The organism is Pontibacter sp. HSC-36F09 (genome assembly GCF_024171605.1).
GTDB lineage: Bacteria > Bacteroidota > Bacteroidia > Cytophagales > Hymenobacteraceae > Pontibacter.
Window position 1 is genome coordinate 144,898 of record NZ_JALKAA010000001.1, and the last position, 21,290, is coordinate 166,187.

Here is a 21,290-nt window from a genome sequence, read left to right on the forward strand (position 1 = left end):
TTCACCAACTTCATCTGATCCCTATGAGGAGAATTCTCTACTTATCCTTTATTCTTTGCTTCCTTTCGTTTTCTTCTTTTGCACAAAGCAAAATAAACGTTGCCGCTAATTTCCCCGATGCCAAATTCTTTTTGCTGAATGATGCGGACAACAGCACTGTAACGGAACTCGGCGTCGGAAGTATTGAGTTGAAATTGAACAAAGACTCCCGCAACCGCATTGCCATTGTAAAAGAAGGCTATGAGCCCGTGATCCGCGAGTTCCCTCGCACCATGAAATGGGACAAAGAGCAAAAGGTTGAGTTGGCTAACCGCCTCATCGACATCAGTGTGGAGCCCTACGACGCCGAGATCTACGTGGACGGTCGCCTGGCAGGCACAAAGCGCATCAACCTGATCGTGGAGAAAGACAAGTTCCTGAACGTAGAGGTTAAAAAGCCCGGTTTTGCACCACAAGCCAAGGTATACTACAACCAGAAAGATCGTGAAGCACCTCCTGTAAAAGACTTTTTTGAACTGAAAGACCGCCAGGTACGCTTGGAAGTCATTCCGGCTGATGCTTCTGTGGCATTGAACGGCGTGGTAAACGGACGTGGAAACACCGATGTGAGCGTACCTTTCGGCACGTGCGTAACCGTTACCGTCACAAAAGAAGGATTTGCCGAAGTAGTGCAGGTATACTGCAATAAGCCAGCCACTGACCCGCTTCCCCCGCTTCGAAGCCGTGTCCTGCTCGAAGACCGTCTGGTGAAAATCACCTCCTCCCCCGCTGATGCCAACATCGAGGTGGCCGGGAAAGTAGTGGGCGTGGGCAAATACGACCTGAAAGTGCCTAAGAATGGCTGCGTAGAAGTGCGTGTGACCAAAGACGGTTTCCTGCGCTACATCAAAAACTATTGCAACCAGGAAAACATGCAGGCTCCGGAGCCAACAGAGTTTGTTGAGCTTGCCGTGGACGAGGCCTATACCTCTTCTATTTCTTCAGATATGGCCAACGTGCGCATCACTATACCTATAAACAAAACCGTAGACCCGGCTGATGCCTGGAGAATCCTGAGCTCGATCATTACCAAGCGTTTTGATGTGCTCGAGACAGTAGACTACAACACGGGCTACCTGACCAGTGCCTGGCAGGTGCAGAACTTCAATGGCGCCAACATGATCCGCACCCGCGTGATTGTAAGCAGCGGCGGCAACTCCAACGACCTGACCTATGTGGTGAAGATCGTGAGCCAGCGCCACGAGCGCGAAAACAACACGGCGCGCAACATCAGTGTGAAAGACGATGAAGACTTCAAAGACTGGGGTCGTCTGCTGAAGCGCTACGACGGCCTGATCGAAGAGATCCAGGCGCGACTGCAGTAAGCACTCCTATACCTTGCGATAAGACAAAGCCCCGGCCTACAAGCCGGGGCTTTGTCTTTTCACAGGCTATACCTGACTAGGGAGGTATCAATTCTTATCCCACATCCCTTCCACCACCACCTCTAGCAAGTGCTGGTCTGGGTCGCGGAAATAGAACGACAGGAAGCCGCGCTCCCAATCGTACTCCTGCTCTACGGCTATACCTGCCTTCTCAACTTTACTTTTCCAGCCGCCATAGTCTTCCCGACTTACCTCGAATGCCAGGTGCAGTTGGCCGGAGCCGAAGTGGGGTGGCAGGGTACCTCCTTTCTTAGATGCCTCCGACACAAAACAGAGCAACACCGACTCCCCTGCTTTGAAAAAAATGTGCCGGTCTTTCACTTCTCCAATCACAGGCAGTCCCAACTTTCCATTGTAAAACTGGCGACTGAGCTCCAGATTGGCTATGTACAGGCAGGTTTCTTTTATCTTTTTTATCTCCATTGCTTGGCTTGATCAACAGTATTCCGGTAAAAAAACGGGTATTTACAGTTTGTACGCAACCACAGGGCTTTTGCTTTCCGTTATACCATAACGCGCCCACTGTATTAAACAACACTATGAAGCTCATGCTGAAAATACTTGCCTTATTTATACCTGTGATGGTAGTCCTCTTTTACTTTTTGGGGCGACCCTCCGATACCGTTACCAATTCCGAAGCCACTACCTCCGAAATAACTACCAGCAAACTGGTTAAATTAGCCAAACTTCCTTCCCCGGTCAGTGAAAGCTCTGGTGTCGAGTTTATACCTGAGCGGGATGCCTATGTCACGCACAATGATGCAGGCAACAAACCACACCTCTACCTGATCGATCGAAAAGGTAAACTGATCGAAACTATTAAATTACAACTGCCTAACGTGGACTGGGAGGATCTGGCGCGCGACAGCGAAGGCAACATCTACATAGCCGATACGGGCAATAACAACAACAAGCGCAAAGAACTGGCCATCTACAAACTCCAGCTCGACAAGCCTGACAAAATCGAGGCCATACGGTTCTCTTACGAAGACCAGAAGAAGTTTCCGCCTTCCAAAAAGGACATGAATTATGATGTGGAAGCCATCTTCTGGCAGGGCGGCAAGCTATACCTGGTGTCGAAGGACAGGGGCAGTAAAGAGACAGCCAAGGTATATGAGCTGCCCGACAGCGGCGGTCAGTACAAAGCCAAATTGCTGGGCAGTCACAAACTGGGTGTACCGGTAACCGGCGCAGGCAGCAGCGCTGATGGCAGTACGGTGGCGCTCGTAAGTGAGGGTGGCCTACATATTTTCCGAAACGTAAGCGATCCGGCTGCTTTTTACAAAGGCGACTATCAGAAAGTGAACATCAAGGAAGCCGGGCAAACCGAGGCGGTAGCCTTCGAAAATGAAAACACCCTGGTCATCACCAGCGAAGACGGTGGCTTGTTCCGATATAGCCTGAACTAATAGCCTATACCTACCAAAAGCAAAACGGCCAGCATGATTGCTGGCCGTTTCTATTTCTATGAAAAGTATTTACTTTTTGGCAGTCTCCCGGGCCAGTTTCCCGCCAGGCAAGGCCGGCTTCGGATTGCACCATACCCTGAAGAGTATGATCAAACCGATTATGATCAAAGGGATGCTCAACTGCTGGCCGATGTTCAGCGCCATCGTGGCCTCCTTCTCTACCTGCACTTCTTTCAGGAACTCAACCAGGAAGCGGAACGTGAACAGGGCTGTCACGAAAATGCCGAACAGCAAACCTTTTGGCAGCGCTTCTTTGTATTTCTTCCAGAGCCAGTAAAGCAACACGAACAGCAGGAACACACTGAACGATTCGTACAGCTGCGTCGGGTGGCGCGGCACATGCGAGTACTCGCTCTGTCGCACAAATATAAAGCCCCACGGCAGATCAGTCGGACGACCAAAAATCTCAGAATTCATCAGGTTGCCCAGTCGGATGAGGGCACCGCCCAGCGCCACCACGATCACGATTCGGTCTAAAACCCACATGTAGTCAAAGTTGTGCTTGCGGCTGAACAACCACAAAGCCAGCAGAATGCCGATCGTAGCGCCATGACTGGCAAGACCGCCTTCCCATATCTTGAGAATCTCGATGGGGTTGCTTAGGTAATATTCGGGCTGGTAAAACAAGGTATGGCCCAGGCGCGCGCCTACCACCGTACCCACGATCATGTACAGAGTGATGATATCCACGTCCCCCTCTGTGCGGCCTTCTGCCACGTAGATCTTGGTCAGGATGCGCTGCCCAAACACGAACGCCAGCGCGAACAGGAGTCCGTACCAGCGCACCTCAAAGGAGCCAATGGAAAAGATGGATGGACTTACATCCCAGGTTATATAGTTCAGAATGCTCATATACAGTGGTATGGTTCTGCCAAAGTTACAATATTTAGCAAAGCGAAAAAACCAGCGCCGGACAGGTATAGGTATATTTATCCACAGGTATAGCCACAAATGCAAAAGACACCACCCCTCCCTGCTCTGACAGGTATGGGATGGTGCCTTTTACAGGTATAAATTCCTGTCTCTATTTCAGCCTGCTCAGTTCCTCCCGAAATCCGCCACTCAGGATCGGATAACGTAACCAACTGCGTGGGTCCAGGTTGTAGTCGTCGAGGTGGAAGCCCGGGGCGTAACGCTCCCGTTTCCACTGGTTACGCGACCACAAGGTATAGAACTTGTGCACATAGCCCTTCAGTGATTCAATCGGCGCCACATTTTCCTTTTCCAGATGATCTATCACTTGTTGCGGCGACAGACGGTCGTACCAGGCCAGGCGCTCGATCATGTTCAGGATCTCATAGGGCATCAGGTCTTTCTCGTCTGTCTGGTCCTCAGAAGAAGGTCGCAGTTCGGCCGTTGGCTGCAGGTTATTCACATAGTCCAGCCCCAGGTAGCCCAGTTCCTCCTGCATCCAGATCAAAAATTGTCGAATGAAGGATTTATCTATACCTGAGATGGGTGAAATACTACCGGCCGTATCGCCGTCCATGGTGGCATAACCAACCGCTGCCTCGCTTCGGTTGGAGGTCGCCAGCAGAAGGGCGTTTTTGATGTTGGCCAGCATCCAGATGGCAGGAGCACGCACGCGCGCCTGTATGTTCTGCAAGGCCAGGTCGTCGTGCTCCCATGTCAGTTCACGCTCCAGCGCGCCCTCTATTTTAGAGGTATAGCCTTTCACCTCTTCATCAATGGTCCAGTCGTGGAACACAGCTCCGATGGACTCGGCCAACTCTTTGGCGGAGGTATAGGTGGCATCAGATGAATTGACAGTGCCCTGATAGGCGCAGGTAAGGATACGCCCCACCAGTTGCCTGACCACCTGATCCTGCGGCAAAGCCTCGAAATACTCAGCATCCTTTAGCGAGAACATGCGGGCCTTGGTCACAAAACCAGTTACACCCAGGCTATCGACGCCACGGCGCACCATTTCGGCCACGGCCACAGCACAACACGACGAGTCAGCGCCACCGCTCAGCGACAGCACAAAACCCCGGCTACGGCTCTTGCGCATATAATCAAACAGGGCCAGGCTCAGGGCAGCAATTAATTCGGCATTCTCGTCGATAGGCGGCAGATACTCAATCGTTTCGGCTATTACCGGGTTGGCTCCGAAACTAACCTCCGCGCATTCCAGGTCCACGTCCTTGAAGCACAGCAGCTCATTGCGGCGGATCAATTTTCCGTTCTGGGCTATAAGTACTTCTCCGTCAAAGATCACACGGCCTGACTCATTGCCAAGCAAGTTAGCATACAGATAGGCGCATTGAAATTTCTGGGAGGCCTCAACTACGAGGCGATGGCGCAGGTCCGTCTTGCTCAGGGCAAAGTGGCTGGCACTTGGGTTCAGGATCAGTTGTACGCCCTTTTGCATGTGGCGCTCGGCAGGGCGGTTGGTTCGCCAAGCATCCTCGCATATTTCAAAGGCATATTTCACGCCCTTCTCTTCGTACACAAGATCGCCGATCGGATAGCGCTTCCCTTTCATTTCAAACTCCTCTACCACATTGGCTGGCCATGGCGTGAACCAACGCGGCTCGTAGTGGATGCCGTCGCGGGCGAGGAACTGCTTGGCCGTAAAGCCTACAATCTCTTTGTTCTTGATAACGCAGGCCGTATTGAATACATCTTTCCCGATGATCACATGCACGCCCAGGCACACCGTCATGTTATCGCACCACTCTTTTACCTGGAGTAGCTTTTCGAATGCCTCCTCGGCGAACCAGGGGTGCAGGAACATGTCCTCACAGCCATAGCCTGTGATACAAAGCTCGGGCAGCAACAGGATGTCCACATTGCGGGTGCTTGCCTCGATGATAGCAGATCGGATATTCAGCAGATTGGCTTCCCAGTCGAGTGGGGTCTGATTCAGGGCAGCCCCGGCCAGTATCAGTCTAGTTTCTTCCATAGTGTGTTCTCTAACGCAACAATACGGAAGCAAGTTAAGCTTTGGCAGCCAAATAAAGAACCGCCATACCCTGAACAGGTATAGCCTGAGGACTGTTGAGCCCATTCAGGTATAGGCCGGGCGCAGTACCGAAGCAGAAATCAGAAACTAAGAATTGAAAGGGATGAGAAAATGAGTCGCTGCCGTTTGAATGACAGTGGCTTTTCTAAAATTGAGATTAGGAAGGTATGTGGGGCAATGTAAGCTAGCTCGCACTAGCAGAAGAGCGCCTTAGCTGATGTTGAGCACATCCAATGCCTTTTCAGCAGCAGCCTGGTCGGCTTTCTTTTTGGAGAGGCCCACGCCTACGGCTACCGGTTTGTCATCCAGGTAGATCTCACATGTAAATTCTGTTGTGTTGCCCTGGTTCTTGCGGTTCACAATCTCAAAGCGGATATCGGCATTCTGGCTTTGGGCCCACTCAATGAGCTTGCTCTTGAAGTTTGAGGTAGTGTTGACCAGTTTGTGCAGGTCTACGTGCGGCTTGATCAGCTTGCCAAGTATGAACTGACGCGTCGTTGTATACCCTTTATCCAGGTAGATGGCGCCTACCAGTGCTTCCAGGGCGTTGCCGTGCACCGATTTATGCCGGGCGCTCTGTCCGCCTGAAGTATCGACCTTGACCAGCAGGTTCAGGCCGATCTTAATGGCAATATGATTGAGTGACTCCCGGTTTACGATCCGTGAGCGCATCTCTGTCATAAAACCCTCGTCTTCGTAGGGAAATTTCTTGAAAAGCAGTTCTGCCACCACCGTTCCGAGCACCGCATCACCCAGAAACTCCAGACGCTCATTGGTATCGTGCTTGCTGGCCAGGTTCTGCCGCGCAAAGGACGTGTGTGTGAGCGCCAGTTTGTACAGGCGTATGTTATCAGGAGTAGTGCCAATAATACCGGAAATGGCGCGCACTATTTCTCTATCCTTGGTAAACAGGCTGTGATAGAAGCGCCGTACTGGTTTTATTGGACCAAACACCTAGTCGATAAATTGACGGAATAAAACGGAAGTGTTGTGTCCACCAAAGCCAAACGTGTTGCTCAACGCTACTTTCACTTCGCGCTCCTGCGCTTTGTTAAAGGTAAAGTTAAGATCAGCGTCAAAACTTTCATCATCTGTGAAGTGATTGATCGTTGGCGGCACCACACTGTTCTTGATCGCCATAATGGCAGCAATGGCCTCTATCGCACCGGCCGCGCCCAACAGGTGACCCGTCATAGACTTGGTAGAACTGATGTTGAGCTTGTAGGCGTGGTCACCAAACACAGTCTGGATGGCTTTCACCTCGCTGATGTCTCCGAGTGGCGTGGATGTGCCGTGCACGTTGATGTAGTCTACTTCCTCGGGCTTGATGTTGGCATCGCGCAGTACGTTCTTCATCACGTTGAGTGCGCCCAATCCTTCCGGATGCGGGGCTGTGATGTGGTACGCGTCTGCAGACATACCACCACCAATTACTTCGGCGTAGATCTTAGCGCCACGGGCTTTGGCATGCTCATACTCCTCCAGAATAAGGGCACCTGCACCTTCACCCAACACAAAACCATCACGGTCTTTGTCGAATGGGCGGGAAGCCGTCTCCGGGGAATCATTGCGCTCTGAAAGGGCTTTCAGTGCATTGAAGCCTCCTATACCTGCTTCGGTCACCGCAGCCTCTGAACCACCGGTTACCACCACATCGGCCATACCCAGGCGGATATAGTTAAAAGAGTCGATGATGGCGTTGGTAGCAGATGCACAGGCAGAAACCGTGACGAAGTTAGGTCCACGGAAGCCGTATTTAATTGAAATGTGACCGGCACTGATGTCGGCGATCATCTTCGGAATGAAGAACGGGTTGAATCGCGGGGTACCGTCACCGTTGGCAAAGTTTACGCACTCCTCCTGAAAAGTGCGCAGACCGCCGATACCAGATCCCCAGATCACGCCTACGCGGTCCGGGTCAACATTACTGTCAATCAGTTTCGCGTCCTGAACCGCCTCTTCAGCCACCACCATGGCGAACTGAGAGAACAGGTCCATCTTACGCGCTTCCTTACGGTCGAAGTATTTTTCAGGATCGTATCCCTTTACTTCACAGGCAAACTGGGTCTTAAACTTACTCGCATCAAAGCGTGTAATAGGCGCAGCTCCACTCACACCATTGGCCAGCCCGTTCCAGTATTCTGCAACGTTGTTTCCAAGTGGGGTGAGTGCGCCAAGCCCTGTAACTACAACTCTCTTAAGCTCCATAAGCTGCTAGTAGAGGATAGATAGGTAAAAATTACTTAATACAAAAAGGTAATGGGGTTATATTACTTTGCGTGCTCTTCCAGGTAGCTGATCGCCTGACCTACAGTGGCAATGTTTTCAGCCTGGTCATCTGGAATAGATACGTTGAATTCTTTTTCGAATTCCATGATAAGCTCTACTGTATCCAGTGAATCAGCGCCAAGGTCATTTGTGAAGCTAGCTTCTGGAGTAACTTCTGACTCTTCAACACCAAGCTTATCGATGATGATAGCCTTTACTTTTTCTGCGATTTCTGACATTTTTTCTTATAGTTTATTAAAACACTGTGCAAAGAAATGTAATTAGGCAGACAATGTCAAAAAAAATTGCTGTATTCGCTAAGTGATAAAAGTTTTTGCCTTAAAGGTCGTTTTCCGTTGCCATGTTTATAAATTTGCAATTACGCCGTTTGGTAGCCCATGAAAACACTGCACCTGGACATTGAGTATGATTTCAGCTTCGCCCTTTTTGGTGTGGTTGCCTCGTGCCGTGACTACAAAATGGCCTGGTCGCTTAACCGTCTTCTGGGGCTCAACCTCACCCGCCAGCGGGACCTGTGCTACGAGATGACAGACCGGCAGAAGATGTACATCTCTCATTTTGAGCACCACGATGTGCACAGTACCGTGCGGCTGTTCCGAAACAAAGCGTTAGGGACCCTCACTGCTAAAATGCCTTTCTTGCTGCCCGATGTGAAAGAGTATGATTACATTCTGCAAATAACAGGGGCGCTGCAACAGTACCTTCATCCGCAGGAGTTGCTGAACAGACTCCAAAGTCTGCCCCTGATCCATTATACGAAACAATTTGATCCACTTACCCTTAAGTACAAGGAACACTTACTATTCTGAATTATGAAGATAATCTTCAACAAGACCAAAGTACTGGCAACTGTTGGCCCTGCCAGCAATACCTTTGACCGCCTGCTGGCACTGATGCAGGAAGGCGTAGACGCTTTCCGCCTGAACTTTTCGCACGGAGAGCATGAAGAACATTTGCAGGTGATAGAGCATATCCGCGAATTGAACCGCCGCTTCAACACCAACGTCTGCATTGTGCAGGATTTGCAGGGTCCTAAGATCCGCATTGGCGAGGTTGAAAACGGTGGTGTAGAAATAAAAGAGGGCCAGCGCGTGATCATGCGCTGCGACGGCTCCGTGAGCAACCACGAGCACCTGGCCACCAACTATACCGAGCTTGCCAGAGACGTAAACCCAGGCGACACCATCCTGCTGGACGACGGCAAGCTGGAGCTCAAGGTAATTTCTACTGACAAAGACAAAGTGGTAGAAGCCGAAGTGAAATATGGTGGCGTAGTAAAACCCCGCAAGGGCATCAACCTGCCAGACTCCATCGTTTCGGCCCCATCCCTTACTGAAAAAGACCTGCGTGACCTGCACTTCGGTCTGGACCACAACGTGGAATGGGTAGCCCTCTCGTTTGTGCGTCGCGTGGAGGACATTCTTGATATCAAGCGCATCATAAAAGAGCGCGGCAAGGACACCCGTGTGATCGCTAAGATCGAAAAGCCGGAGGCTATCCGCAACATCGATGCTATTATTGCAGAGTCTGACGCCCTGATGGTAGCGCGCGGTGACCTGGGCGTGGAAACAGGTATGGAGCGTGTGCCGATGCTACAGAAAATGATTGTGGAGAAGTGCAACAAGGCCGCCAAACCGGTGATCATCGCTACTCAGATGATGGAGAGCATGATCGTGAACCCGAAGCCGACCCGCGCCGAAACCAACGACGTAGCTAACGCTGTGATTGACGGTGCCGACACCCTGATGCTGAGTGCCGAGACAGCCGTGGGCGCCTATCCGGTTGAGACGATCCGTTCGATGAACTTAACCATCAGCGAGGTAGAGCGCCAGGCCGATATCTTCAACAAGACCTACATCCTGAATCCGCACTCTGGCACCTTCTACAACGACAGCCTGGTAGCCAACGCCTGCAACCTTGCCCGCGACACCAACGCCCGTGCTGTGATCGGCATGACCAAGTCAGGGTATACGGCCTTCCAGCTGGCGAAATACCGTACCAAAGCTGACATTTTTATTTTCACAGAAAACGAGCGCCTGCTCACTACCCTGAACCTGGTATGGGGCATCCGCGGCTTCTACTACGACAAGTTCGAGTCAACTGACGCTACTATTGAAGACATCAAGCAGATGCTCCTCAAATCCGGTTACCTGAACAAAGGCGATGTGTTCATCAACACAGCGAGTATGCCGATATACGAGCAGAAGCGTACTAATATGATCAAGCTGAGTATCGCTTAAAATAAGGAATACTCAACTTGATTTTCAGAATCCTGGGGTTGTGTAACGGCCTCAGGATTTTTTATTTTAGGAGAGGGCTATACCTGAAGCCACTGGAGTGATTGTAGTTAAAGGGGGGCTTCGCCTAGTTGGAGTGTATAATGCACCATGGCGCGAGCGTCCACGCTCGTGTCTGGTATAGTGGGGCCTCTGGCCCAGGTATAGGTATAGGAATAGGTATAGCTTACTTTGCTTTGTAGCGGCGGCTTATAGGTATAGCTGGCTTTGTAGTAACTGCTGTTTCAGGTATAGCAAACAGTGTTGTTTTATAGCTTGCCTTGGCCGGACGGCCCTCACTTTTTTCCTTGATGAAAAAATCGAGGGCCCCTACCCCCACTCGCTGAACGCTCGAACAGTGGAGTGTCACTTAGCGCACCCGGCACCGCAGTTTGTTCCATTGCTAGCGTGTGAGTATGTCTTGCTATACCTGCCAGTGGTCTGTGGAGGCAACTACGAAGCTATACCTTTAAATTGGTAGCGGCCTAAAGCACCCCTCCTTGGACTACCGAGAACGCGAGTTCGAAGGTAGCGAGCGTAGCTCTGAGGGGCAGGGGTCGTTGGACCCGTTATTGGAAAGAAACTGCTATAACTACAAAGCTTATACTTTGAAAATCAACGGCCCGAATTCCCCTCTTGACAGGGGCAGGGGTGTGTTATGGCAACTGCCTAACTTACTTTTAACCATGATCCCTGCAGAATGACAAAAGCAAAAACTGAGAGTTCTCATACCTCACAGCGTGAATTCCACTAACTACGAAATAAGCTAACCAGCTACTCCTCCCCTATCAGCAAAACATCTGGAAAGGCTATCCACAAAAAAGCTGTTTGAAGGCAAATAAGACATCTTCAAACAGCTCTAACAGAAAACACAAAAAGCCTTACACTACTGTGTAAGGCTTCGGAATGGTATTCCAGCAAAAAACTAGGCTGCAGCCAGGCCGTTAACGAACTTAGCCAGTTTTGACTTGTTGTTAGCAGCTTTGTTTTTGTGGATGATGTTTTTCTTTGCCAGACGGTCAAGCATAGAAGAAACTGTCTTGTACAGTTCTTGCGCCTCAGTTTGGTCTGTAGTGCCTTTCAGCTTTTTGATGAAAGTACGAGTAGTTTTCGCCTGATATCTGTTACGAAGACGTTTCGCGTCGTTAGATCTGATTCTCTTTAATGCCGACTTGTGATTAGCCATGTTATTTTATACTAATTAAAATTTCGTTGCGTATCCTAAATGAGTTTGCAAAGATATATTCTTTGAAATTAAATTCCAAAACCTCCCCGCTATAAAAAAGCCTGAACAGGGATTTATTGCCGTCCCGGGATTATTCCGCCGCAATACTTAACTTATGCTGGTTCAAAATTACACTTATTTAGCCTGAAAACCATGGCTGCCCCGCGTTTCTTTCTGTAGCCTGCCTGTATACCTCTTCTTTTTAGCTGCGCCAGCGGCAAAGAGGAAGACCAGAACACGTTAGCGCCTGAAAAACCCTAGACTAACGAACTGGCTATACCTGTCACCTTGCTTAGTACTTTATCATACCTTCCAATGAAAAAAGCCTGAGTCCACAGCGTCCGCCGCAGCCCCAGGCTTGATCTTCAACTAAAAACTAGGTTAGTTATTTTTTCGTTCTACGTCAACATCAACATCTACATCACCGATACGCTTCTGTACTTTGTCTTCGGTACGTTTCCAGCTGTCTTTCACCTCCTGCCATTCACGCTTGCCTTCGTCGCCCCAGGTGTCGCTTTTGGCGTCAAGTTCAGCCTCGCGGCGGTTGTATTCTGCTTTCATTTCACGCCATTCTTCTTCAGTAGCTGTTTCAGCGCGAGATGACTGATCGTTCACCCATACTGAGAATTCATCATATTCACGCTCCGCTTCCACACTCGTTTCGTTCGCTTCTACTTGTGCTTCATCAATCTCACTGTTCGTTTCAGTGCGAGTTTCAGAGTTACAGGCAAAGGTAAATGCACTAACTGTTAGCGCCATACCTAGCATTTTAAGATTTGATTTTATATTCATCTTGTAATTATCATTAGTTATACTGCCTTATACGTATTATTACATTCCTTAGAATAGTAATATTCAAAGTAAAAAATATAAATGTATAGCATTATTCTATATAGTATTGCCCTTAAACCTATTGTTCTCCAGTCTCCTGCACTGTGTCGAACTCCGGTTCTGCATCAGTTACCCTAAACCGGGCTCCGGCTCGACCAATGGTCTCCTGCCACTGAGCCTGTGCTTTTTCCCACTCTGCTTTGGTCTGGTCGTCCCAGTCGGCGCTGCGCTTCTTTATTTCGGTGGTTTTGCGGTTGTACTCTGCCTCCATTTCATTCCATTCTTCTTCGGTGGCTGTTTCGGCGCGTCTGCTGTTCTCATCTACCCAGGTCGAAAACTCCTCTACCTCACGATTGGCACTATGCCGTGTTTCGGAGTTACAGGCCGTAACAGAAACTAGCAGGAGGCAGCCTAGGATCCATGTTTTGATATGTTTAATAAACTTCATTGTCTTATGTTGTGTTGGTTATATAAGGAATACGTCAAAAGCAGCCCACTGATGTAGCGACAAATATAGAAAGGCCGTAATTTTGACTTTTTCGTATTCATTACAAAATACCTTATACCTGATGCCGATCTTAACGTCCCAGCACAAACCGCCTTTTTATCTCTTCAACGGGCATATTCAGACGATTGTACCCAGTTTGTTCCGGCAGGTAGAAGGTGTGAGCTACCACCGCGAACGGCTCACCACCCCCGACGACGATTTTATTGATGCGGACTGGTCGCGCGTTAAATCCCGCTCGCTGGCCATCTTATCGCACGGACTGGAAGGTGACTCGCACCGGCCCTATATTATGGGGATGGTGAAGGCGCTGAACGAACATGGCGTAGACGCGCTGGCCTGGAACTACCGCAGCTGCAGCGGCGAGCCCAATAAACTCCTCCGCTCCTACCATCTTGGCGCCTCCGACGACCTCGACTTTGTGGTGCGCCATGCTTTAGACAGCGGAAACTACGAAACCGTATACCTGGTCGGGTTTAGCGCCGGCGGCAACATCAGCTTAAAATATTTGGGCGAAGACCCGGAACAGGTACCATCTGAAGTGAAACGTGCGTCCGTTTTTTCAGTGCCCATCGATTTGAAAAGCTCTGCCAAACGCATTTCCAAAATTTATACCCAACGCTTTTTAAAAACCTTAGGCCAGAAACTGGAGCAGAAAAAGGAGATGTACCCGGATGCCCTGGATCTCAGCAACTACAGCTTGTTCTGGTCTTTCCCGGAGTTCGACGACAAGTATACGGCACCACTGCACGGCTTCGAAAATGCAGACGACTACTACAAACGATCCAGCAGCAAGCAATTCCTGAAGCGCATACAAGTACCGACTCTGTTAGTAAATGCCCAAAACGACCCGTTCCTGACAACTTCCTGCTTCCCTTTTGAAGAGGCGGATGAAAACCCATACCTATACCTGGAGACACCTGAAGGAGGTGGCCACGTGGGCTTTGCAGAAGACTTCCGGAACAACGTCTACTACTCAGAAGCGAGAGCTGTGCAGTTTTTGTTGGAGGGGGTTTGATTGTTAAATTGTTGATGGTTGAATTGCTATTTGGGGTAATTGCATAGTACGGGTAATTGTTGACCTACCACTTGGAATAGGCTATACTTATTGAGACAAAACCATCTACAATTCTTATTACGGCATCGGCACAACCACCACCTTCTTCGTCTCGAAGAACTCTTCTGTAAAGTAATCCTTCAGGTCGTGTACCTTGGTGATCAGGCCTGATTCAGCTATTTCTTCTTCGAGGTCGCCGCCTTTGAGGTAGTAGATGCCTTTGTCAGGTATAGCCTCTTTCTTGAAGCTGTTCATCACCCAGGGGTAGAAATTGGCCAGGCGGGTAACGGCCCGGCTTACCACGAAGTCGAACTTCTCGCGCACCTGCTCGGCGCGGGTATGGGTGGCGGTTACGTTATGCAGGTGCAGTTCGCGGGCAATCTCCTGCACCACGTGTACCTTCTTTCCGATCGAGTCCACCAGGTGGAACTTCACCTCCGGAAACATGACAGCCAGCGGAAGGCCGGGCAGTCCGCCACCTGTGCCTACATCCAGCACATGGGCATGGGCAGGAAACTGAATCACCTTGGCTATACCCAGCGAGTGCAGGATGTGGTGCTCCCCAATGTGCTCCATGTCTTTGCGCGAAATAACGTTGATCTTCTCGTTCCACTCCCGGTACAGCTCGGCCATGCGCTCATACTTCTCGAGCTGGTCTTCGGTGAGCTCCGGAAAATAACCTGACAAAAGGGTGCGTATGGAGATAGACATGATTTGAGTTTAAGAGTTTAGGAATTTGAGAGTTGAAGAGATTGAAAGCTGAGAATTAATTATCCGTCTGATTCTCTTTTTAACGTGTTACAAGGTATAGTATACCTGCCACAATGGCCACTACCACCACTACGGCAAGGGCCATGAACATGTCGAAGAGAAGCACCAGGCCGGCGTTGCGGTACTGCCCTTCGTACTTGCGGTGCAGCTCGTGTTTAGCTTCGGCTTGCTTCCTGTGGCGCAGGTATAGGTGCAACTTACCCATTCCGACCAGTATGGCTTCGCTCAGGTTTCGCATGGACTGTATTTGCAAGGTATAGCTGTTCTTCCGGTAGTGCCTGTTTTAGGCATAACCACCGCAAAAATAGGAAATAAGTCCGGAAATCAGTTAAAAATAGAGCCCCTGCCGCACAAGGCAACAGGGGCTCTAAAAACGTAATCATTATCTTTTTTGGTGGTTATACTGTTGGATTCTTAAATGGTTGGCTTGCAATGCAATTCCTAATTCCTGAACAACAATTTAACAATTAAATCAAGTGTTTCTTGTTCTTCACCATGTCATAAAGCAACTCGCGGGCGCGGTGCAGCTGGGCTTTCACGGTACCGAGTGGGGCGTTTAGCTCAGTGGCAATCTCTTCGTACGACAGCTCGTTGAAGTAGCGCAGTGTTACGAGGCGCTGGTACTTCTCTGGCAGCTTGGCTACCACGTACTGCATGATCTCGATTTTCTGGTTTTTGATTGCCTCTTCCTGCGGGTTCAGGTTCTTGTCTTTGAAGTCGATCGTGATCTCGTCGCCGTTGTCGATCTTAATAGCCGAGTCGATGCTCATCGTCTTGATGCGGTTCTTGCGGATAAAGTCGATGCAGTTGTTAGTGGCGATGCGGAACAGCCAGGTACTGAAAGCGTACTCCGGGTTGAATTTATGCAGGTTGCGAAAAGCCTTAGCAAAAGCCTCTATGGTCAGGTCCTCAGCGTCGTCGGCGTTGCGCACCATTTTGAGTACCACGTGGTATACCGGCTTCTTGTATATGCTCATCAACTCAGCATAAGCTTTCTCGTCGTTTTCTTCAACAGCCGCCTGTATCAGCTTGAAATCGTGCTTCGCTTTTGCGGAGAATTGTTTGTTTACTTCCATCTGATTCGTTTGTTCAATACTACGGATACCCCAAGGAGCAGGTAACTAAAAAAATAAGCAATATCGAGCAGCGGCAACAACGGCAAAGAAACACCTTCGTCTAATCTGCGCGCCACACTTACATAGATCGGAAACACAGCCAGGTAGCGGATTCCGACAAGAGCGGCCAATATAGTCAAATGGCTATTTAGAACAAGAAGAATAATTACCAGTGTGTAAAAAAGAATATTGGATGAAATAAAAGTCCCTATCCTCCCTCTGTCTGCCGCATTGTACTGCCTGCCGGCGGCCATGTGCCTTCTTTTTTGTACCAGCCATTCCCGAAACGTCTTTTTGGGAATGCTGACTGTTTGCCCTTCCTTGCTGATAACAATGCTTGCTTTACTATTGTTGACGGCATCTCTGACAAATAGGTCATCGTCGCCGCCGGTAGTCTTGATATGAGATGCAAACCCTTTGTTTCTAAAGAAACATGACTTAGTATACGATAAGTTTCGGCCAACGCCCATGTACGCGTGTCCTTTGTTTGCATGAGACAGATACTGAATTGCGGTCAGTAAGGTTTCATACCTGATCAGATGATTTAGGAAACCACCCAGTTTTTTATAAGGGGAATAACCGATAACCAGATCAGCACCAGCATGATAGCCACTCTGCATTTTTTCGATCCAGTGTTCGCTGCAAGGGCGGCAGTCCGCGTCCGTGAACAGCATGTGTTCGTATTTGGCGGCGCGTATACCTAAAGCCAGCGCGTATTTTTTCGGATTGAGATACTCTGGCGTCTTTTTGATCGTCACCACCCGGAAGTTCGGGAACTGACGCTCGAGCTCATACACGTAAAATTCAGTGTCATCGTCAGAGCGATCGTTCACCAGGATGATCTCAAACTCGGGGTACTGCTGGTCGAGCAGCATGGGCAGGAGTTCGAACAGATTGTCCTGCTCATTATGCGCCGCCACAATCACCGACACGGGCCGCAGGGTGTCCGGCTCCGGATCTTTATACCTGCTCAGCGGCAGGAAGTAAAACAAAGCATAGTATAGCTGTACCAGCACGCAAAAAGCCAGCACCGCCAGGAGTATAAGTGGAATCAAATCTTGCTAAAGTTGACGGTTGGATTGTTAAATGGCTGCTCACGGGATTTTTCAAAATCGCACGATGACGCGGCACAAAAGCTACTTCCCAAATTAATCGGCAGAAAAGGCTCGTCTGCCTGGTAAAGGAAATTGCTGGCCTCGGCATCATTCCTGATTTTGAATTCCTGATCCGGCGCGGCACAAGTAACTACCAAAAATAGGTATAATTAAGCCATTTACGAACATCTTCATCATTTAATAATTGTTTATGTTTTGTGGGTGCGCGCTATGTATCTTTGCAGATTATTTCGATAACCATTTAGCAAAAACCGGCGGCCCTCAGGCTGCTGAACCAGTTGGCTTGCTTCTTGTAGCATAGTGCGCTGACAATCACATACCATGCAGTTTTCATTAGTAGCAAAAGATATACAGTCAAAGGCCCGCGCCGGGGTGGTGCAGACAGCGCATGGCGCTATCGAAACCCCGATCTTCATGCCCGTAGGTACGGCAGGCACCGTGAAGGCGGTTCACCAGCGCGAACTCAAAGAGGACATCAAGGCTGAGATCATACTCGGCAACACTTATCATCTATACCTGCGCCCGGGACTGAACATACTTGAGCAGGCCGGTGGCTTGCATAAATTCAATGGTTGGGACCGCCCTATACTCACCGACAGCGGCGGTTACCAGGTGTTCTCGCTGGCCGGTACGCGCAAGATCAAGGAGGAAGGCGTCAAGTTCAAGTCGCACATCGACGGCTCTGCGCTGGATTTTACGCCGGAGAATGTGATGGACACGCAACGCACGATTGGCGCCGACATCATCATGGCTTTTGACGAGTGCACCCCCTACCCTTGCGACTATACCTACGCCAAAAATTCGATGGAGCGCACCCACCGCTGGTTGCAACGCTGCGTCGATCGTTTCGACAGTACCGAACCGAAGTATGGTTATGACCAGACACTTTTCCCGATCGTGCAGGGCAGCACTTACAAAGACCTGCGGGTGCAGTCAGCCGAGACCATTGCCAGCTTTGGCCGCGAGGGCAACGCCATCGGTGGCCTCTCGGTAGGCGAACCGGCCGAGATGATGTACGAGATGACTGAGATCGTGTGCGACATCCTGCCAGCCGACAAGCCGCGCTACCTGATGGGCGTGGGCACGCCGGCCAATATCCTGGAGAACATCGCGCTGGGTGTGGATATGTTCGACTGCGTGTTGCCGACCCGTAATGCCCGAAACGGTATGCTGTTCACTACACAGGGCATCGTCAACATTCGTAACCTGAAGTGGGCCACCGACCACAGCCCAATTGATGCGGAACTAGGCGGCTATGTGAGCACGTTCTACAGCAAGGCTTACCTTCGCCACCTGGTACACAGCGGCGAATACCTGGCCGGACAGATCGCCAGTGTGCACAACCTGACGTTCTACCTCTGGCTGGTCAAGCAGGCCCGCCAGCACATCATCGCCGGCACTTTCCGTGACTGGAAAGACGTGATGGTGAAAAAACTAATGACGAGATTGTAAAAAATTCGAAGCTTGAAGCTAATTGACAAATACATCCTGAAGAAGTTCCTGACCACGTATGTGTTCACGGTGCTGATCATGGTCTCGGTGATTCTGGTGATTGACTTCACGGAGAAGAACGACGACTTTATCAAGCACAGTGTACCCATTTCCGAGATCATCTTCGACTACTACATCCACCTGATCCCGTTCTATGCGAACATGCTGAGCCCGATCACGGTGTTCATCGCGACCGTGTTCGTGACCTCCAAGATGGCCTCGCATACCGAGATTGTGGCTATCTTGAGTGGTGGCGTTAGCTTCAAACGTTTCCTGGTGCCTTACCTGATCGGGGCTACCATTATCGGCGCCCTTATTTTTGGCCTGATCGGCTGGGTGATTCCGAACTCGAACAAAGAGAGTGTGGCCTTTCAGGTAAAGTATGTGAAGAGTCCATTTACGTACGACAAACGCAACATACATGTCAAGATAGCCCCTGACACTTATGTGTATATGGAAAGTTACAACGTCACGGCACACGTCGGGTATAACTTTGCCATTGAGGAAATAAAGGGCACCAATCTGAGCAAGAGACTATCGGCCAGCAGCGTGCAGTGGAACCCCGACAGGCAGAAATGGAGCGTGGACCGCTATACCCTCCGCACCTTCGATGGTGAGAACGAGAGCATCTACCACGGCGGGGCACTGGACACAACGCTCAATATGCTGCCCAAAGACTTTGAGAGTACTTACAAGCTGGAGCAGACCATGACGCTGCCGGAGCTTAACCGTTTTATAGATGAAAAGATCAGCCGGGGTGCTGACGATATCGAGACTTATCTGATTGAGAAATACGAGCGCTACAGCTATCCTTTTGCCATCATCATTCTCACAGTGATTGGGGTGATCGTGAGTGCCCGCAAGGCGCGCGGTGGCGTAGGTATGCAGATCGCGCTGGGCTTCTTCCTGGCCTTCGTCTTCATTATTTTTGTGATTACGAGTCGTAGTCTGGCCCAAGTCGGCGACCTTGACCCGATGTATGCGGCCTGGGTGCCGAGTGTTATTTTTACAGGTATAGGATTCCTGCTTTACCGCTATATTCCACGCTAATGCCGCGTCTCAAGGATTTTATCGAGCTCCATTTCATTGTTTTGTTATGGGGCTTCACGGCCATACTTGGCAAACTGATCACGATTCCGGCAGTGGAGCTGGTATTCCTCCGCACACTCATTGCGGCGCTGGCACTGGGCATTATCATTTACCGGCGCAAGACGAAGTTTTGGCTGGGGCGCACCAATCTGTTCATCATCATGGGTGTCGGGCTGATGATCTCGGCGCACTGGATCCTGTTCTTTGCCTCGGCCCGCATCTCGTCGGTTTCGCTCTGCCTGGTAGGTATGGCCACCTGCAGTTTATGGACGGCCCTGCTCGAACCAGCCTTCACCAGCAAAAAGTTAAAATTCCATGAGATTCTGCTGGGAGTTATCATCCTGCTAGGCCTGTACATTATTTTCCAGGCCGAGACGGAGTTTGACAATATGCTGGGGATAGGTATGGCAGTTGGGTCTGCGCTGCTGGGCGCGATCTTTACGATCATCAATGCCCGCCTAGCCAAGAAGCATCCTTCCACTACCATTACGGCTTACGAGATGGCAGGCGCCTGTATCGGCACGGCGCTGTTCTTCCCAATCTATGCCGAACTGTTTACGGAGACGGGTACGCTGAGCTTTGCCATGAATGGCATGGACTGGGTATACCTGTTGCTGCTGGCCGTGGTGTGTACGGTGTACGCCTATACTGCGTCGGTAAGGCTAATGCAGAAAATATCGGCCTATACCATGAACCTGACCGTGAACATGGAACCGATTTACGGCATCCTGCTGGCCTGGCTGATCTTCAACGAGAACGAGCAGATGACTTCCAACTTCTACATCGGGGCTACCATTATCCTGTTCAGCGTGTTCATCCACCCGGTGCTGGACACGTACAGCGAGCGCCGCAAGAAGTTAAAGCAGCCCTCTCCAGAGAAGGTAGTGGCCGGGAAAGATTAGGTTGTCAGGTTCGTTCCTGAAAAGGCCGTAGATCGCCGACCCTGAACCAGTCATGGACGCATAGTCGGCGCCTGCGCTGTAGAGCTGCTCTTTTATACCTGCCAATTCTGGGTAGCGCGGGAAGAGTGCCTCTTCAAAATCATTTTTGAGTACCTCTTTCCATACCTGCACATCCTGCTTCAGGTACATTTCAATGCCACAGCTCGGCTTTTTAGGTATGATGTTGCCATAGGCTTCGGCTGTGGTAATATGAATGCCCGGGTATACGATCACACAGGTATAGCCACTCAGATCCAGCTCCACCGGTTTGAACACATCTCCCTTTTCAACTGCAATCACCGGTTTGTTGCGGATAAAGAAAGCACAGTCGCTGCCGAGTTGGCGGGCATAATTTTCGAGCTGCTCTTCGCTCAGGTTGAGTTCGAACAGACTGTTAAGTTGCTTCAGGACAAAAGCCGCATCTGCAGAGCCACCTCCGAGCCCTGCTCCCATCGGGATGGCTTTGTGCAGATGCATGTGCACAGGCGGCAGCTCAAAGGACTGCTGCAATAGTTTGTAGGCTTTCAGGCAGAGGTTCGTATCCGGATTACCGGGCACGGGAAGGCCACTCATCGTAAAAACCTCTGCATCAGCTGGCACAATTTCCAGGGCATCGCACCAGCGCACCGGGTAAAAGCACGACTCCAGGTTATGGAATCCGTCGGAGCGTTTCTCTGTCACCAGCAGTCCCAGGTTTATCTTAGCATTCGGGAAATCTAGCATAGGT

Annotated in this window: 22 protein-coding genes; 8 read left to right on the forward strand and 14 right to left on the reverse strand. The window is 50.2% G+C overall.

Annotation, left to right across the window (positions count from 1 at the left end):
* Window positions 1–23 precede the first annotated feature (23 nt).
* Window positions 24–1,364 carry a hypothetical protein gene (locus L1278_RS00560; protein ID WP_253400562.1) on the forward strand — a complete coding sequence of 447 codons (1,341 nt, stop codon included), beginning with the start codon at window positions 24–26 and terminating at the stop codon, window positions 1,362–1,364.
* Window positions 1,365–1,451: 87 nt separating this feature from the next.
* Here the strand turns inward: L1278_RS00560 and L1278_RS00565 are convergent, their stop codons facing one another.
* Entirely contained in the window at window positions 1,452–1,847 is a 396-nt protein-coding gene (locus L1278_RS00565) for a VOC family protein (protein WP_253400563.1), read from the reverse strand.
* A gap of 116 nt (window positions 1,848–1,963) precedes the next feature.
* Here L1278_RS00565 and L1278_RS00570 point away from each other — a divergent pair, with 116 nt between their 5' ends.
* Entirely contained in the window at window positions 1,964–2,833 is an 870-nt protein-coding gene (locus L1278_RS00570) for a hypothetical protein (protein ID WP_253400564.1), read from the forward strand.
* A 69-nt stretch (window positions 2,834–2,902) separates the two neighbouring features.
* On the opposite strand, the gene lgt is transcribed toward L1278_RS00570, so the two are convergent.
* The 5 genes from lgt to L1278_RS00595 all read right to left on the reverse strand — a co-directional run bounded on the left by lgt (window position 2,903) and on the right by L1278_RS00595 (window position 8,365).
* A complete protein-coding gene (lgt, locus tag L1278_RS00575) occupies window positions 2,903–3,745 on the reverse strand; it encodes a prolipoprotein diacylglyceryl transferase (RefSeq protein WP_253400565.1) in 843 nt (280 codons plus the stop codon).
* A 172-nt stretch (window positions 3,746–3,917) separates the two neighbouring features.
* Window positions 3,918–5,798: an NAD(+) synthase gene (gene nadE, locus L1278_RS00580; RefSeq protein WP_253400566.1), complete on the reverse strand. Its 1,881-nt coding sequence runs from the start codon at window positions 5,796–5,798 to the stop codon at window positions 3,918–3,920.
* A gap of 270 nt (window positions 5,799–6,068) precedes the next feature.
* Window positions 6,069–6,746, reverse strand: coding sequence for a ribonuclease III (gene rnc / locus L1278_RS00585; protein ID WP_253400567.1), 678 nt, complete (start codon window positions 6,744–6,746; stop codon window positions 6,069–6,071).
* Between the two features lie 66 nt (window positions 6,747–6,812).
* A complete protein-coding gene (gene fabF / locus L1278_RS00590) occupies window positions 6,813–8,066 on the reverse strand; it encodes a beta-ketoacyl-ACP synthase II (protein ID WP_253400568.1) in 1,254 nt (417 codons plus the stop codon).
* A gap of 62 nt (window positions 8,067–8,128) precedes the next feature.
* Complete coding sequence (locus L1278_RS00595) at window positions 8,129–8,365, reverse strand: acyl carrier protein (RefSeq protein ID WP_007659745.1); 237 nt, start codon at window positions 8,363–8,365, stop codon at window positions 8,129–8,131.
* 159 nt (window positions 8,366–8,524) lie between these two features.
* Between L1278_RS00595 and L1278_RS00600 the strand changes: the two genes are divergently transcribed.
* Both L1278_RS00600 and pyk read left to right on the forward strand, forming a co-directional pair.
* Complete coding sequence (locus tag L1278_RS00600; RefSeq protein ID WP_253400569.1) at window positions 8,525–8,956, forward strand: IPExxxVDY family protein; 432 nt, start codon at window positions 8,525–8,527, stop codon at window positions 8,954–8,956.
* Between the two features lie 3 nt (window positions 8,957–8,959).
* The gene (gene pyk / locus L1278_RS00605) at window positions 8,960–10,387 is read left to right on the forward strand and encodes a pyruvate kinase (RefSeq protein ID WP_253400570.1); all 1,428 of its coding nucleotides are present in this window, start codon (window positions 8,960–8,962) and stop codon (window positions 10,385–10,387) included.
* A gap of 961 nt (window positions 10,388–11,348) precedes the next feature.
* Here pyk and rpsT read toward each other — a convergent pair.
* From rpsT to L1278_RS00620, 3 genes are all read right to left on the reverse strand, one after another.
* Window positions 11,349–11,609, reverse strand: coding sequence for a 30S ribosomal protein S20 (gene rpsT, locus L1278_RS00610; protein ID WP_116542815.1), 261 nt, complete (start codon window positions 11,607–11,609; stop codon window positions 11,349–11,351).
* Window positions 11,610–12,029: 420 nt separating this feature from the next.
* Window positions 12,030–12,440: a hypothetical protein gene (locus tag L1278_RS00615; RefSeq protein WP_253400571.1), complete on the reverse strand. Its 411-nt coding sequence runs from the start codon at window positions 12,438–12,440 to the stop codon at window positions 12,030–12,032.
* A 118-nt stretch (window positions 12,441–12,558) separates the two neighbouring features.
* Entirely contained in the window at window positions 12,559–12,927 is a 369-nt protein-coding gene (locus L1278_RS00620) for a hypothetical protein (RefSeq protein WP_253400572.1), read from the reverse strand.
* Window positions 12,928–13,048: 121 nt separating this feature from the next.
* Here L1278_RS00620 and L1278_RS00625 point away from each other — a divergent pair, with 121 nt between their 5' ends.
* Window positions 13,049–14,002: a YheT family hydrolase gene (locus tag L1278_RS00625; RefSeq protein WP_253400573.1), complete on the forward strand. Its 954-nt coding sequence runs from the start codon at window positions 13,049–13,051 to the stop codon at window positions 14,000–14,002.
* 117 nt (window positions 14,003–14,119) lie between these two features.
* On the opposite strand, the gene rsmG is transcribed toward L1278_RS00625, so the two are convergent.
* From rsmG to L1278_RS00645, 4 genes are all read right to left on the reverse strand, one after another.
* A complete protein-coding gene (rsmG, locus tag L1278_RS00630) occupies window positions 14,120–14,752 on the reverse strand; it encodes a 16S rRNA (guanine(527)-N(7))-methyltransferase RsmG (RefSeq protein WP_253400574.1) in 633 nt (210 codons plus the stop codon).
* Window positions 14,753–14,831: 79 nt separating this feature from the next.
* Complete coding sequence (locus L1278_RS00635) at window positions 14,832–15,050, reverse strand: hypothetical protein (protein ID WP_253400575.1); 219 nt, start codon at window positions 15,048–15,050, stop codon at window positions 14,832–14,834.
* 229 nt (window positions 15,051–15,279) lie between these two features.
* Window positions 15,280–15,888 carry an RNA polymerase sigma factor gene (locus L1278_RS00640; RefSeq protein ID WP_007659731.1) on the reverse strand — a complete coding sequence of 203 codons (609 nt, stop codon included), beginning with the start codon at window positions 15,886–15,888 and terminating at the stop codon, window positions 15,280–15,282.
* A complete protein-coding gene (locus L1278_RS00645; RefSeq protein ID WP_253400576.1) occupies window positions 15,879–16,982 on the reverse strand; it encodes a glycosyltransferase in 1,104 nt (367 codons plus the stop codon). The genes L1278_RS00640 and L1278_RS00645 overlap by 10 nt, the downstream gene beginning before the upstream one ends.
* 381 nt (window positions 16,983–17,363) lie before the next feature.
* Here L1278_RS00645 and tgt point away from each other — a divergent pair, with 381 nt between their 5' ends.
* From tgt to L1278_RS00660, 3 genes are read left to right on the forward strand one after another with little or no spacing between them, the layout of a single operon-like run.
* Window positions 17,364–18,494, forward strand: a complete 1,131-nt coding sequence (tgt, locus tag L1278_RS00650; protein ID WP_253400577.1) for a tRNA guanosine(34) transglycosylase Tgt — start codon at window positions 17,364–17,366, stop codon at window positions 18,492–18,494.
* 12 nt (window positions 18,495–18,506) lie between these two features.
* Window positions 18,507–19,583: an LptF/LptG family permease gene (locus L1278_RS00655; RefSeq protein WP_253400578.1), complete on the forward strand. Its 1,077-nt coding sequence runs from the start codon at window positions 18,507–18,509 to the stop codon at window positions 19,581–19,583.
* The gene (locus L1278_RS00660) at window positions 19,583–20,524 is read left to right on the forward strand and encodes a DMT family transporter (protein WP_253400579.1); all 942 of its coding nucleotides are present in this window, start codon (window positions 19,583–19,585) and stop codon (window positions 20,522–20,524) included. Before L1278_RS00655 ends, L1278_RS00660 begins: the two co-directional genes overlap by 1 nt.
* Here the strand turns inward: L1278_RS00660 and ispE are convergent.
* Entirely contained in the window at window positions 20,480–21,286 is an 807-nt protein-coding gene (gene ispE, locus L1278_RS00665; RefSeq protein ID WP_253400580.1) for a 4-(cytidine 5'-diphospho)-2-C-methyl-D-erythritol kinase, read from the reverse strand. The genes L1278_RS00660 and ispE overlap by 45 nt on opposite strands.
* Between the last annotated feature and the right edge of the window lie 4 nt (window positions 21,287–21,290).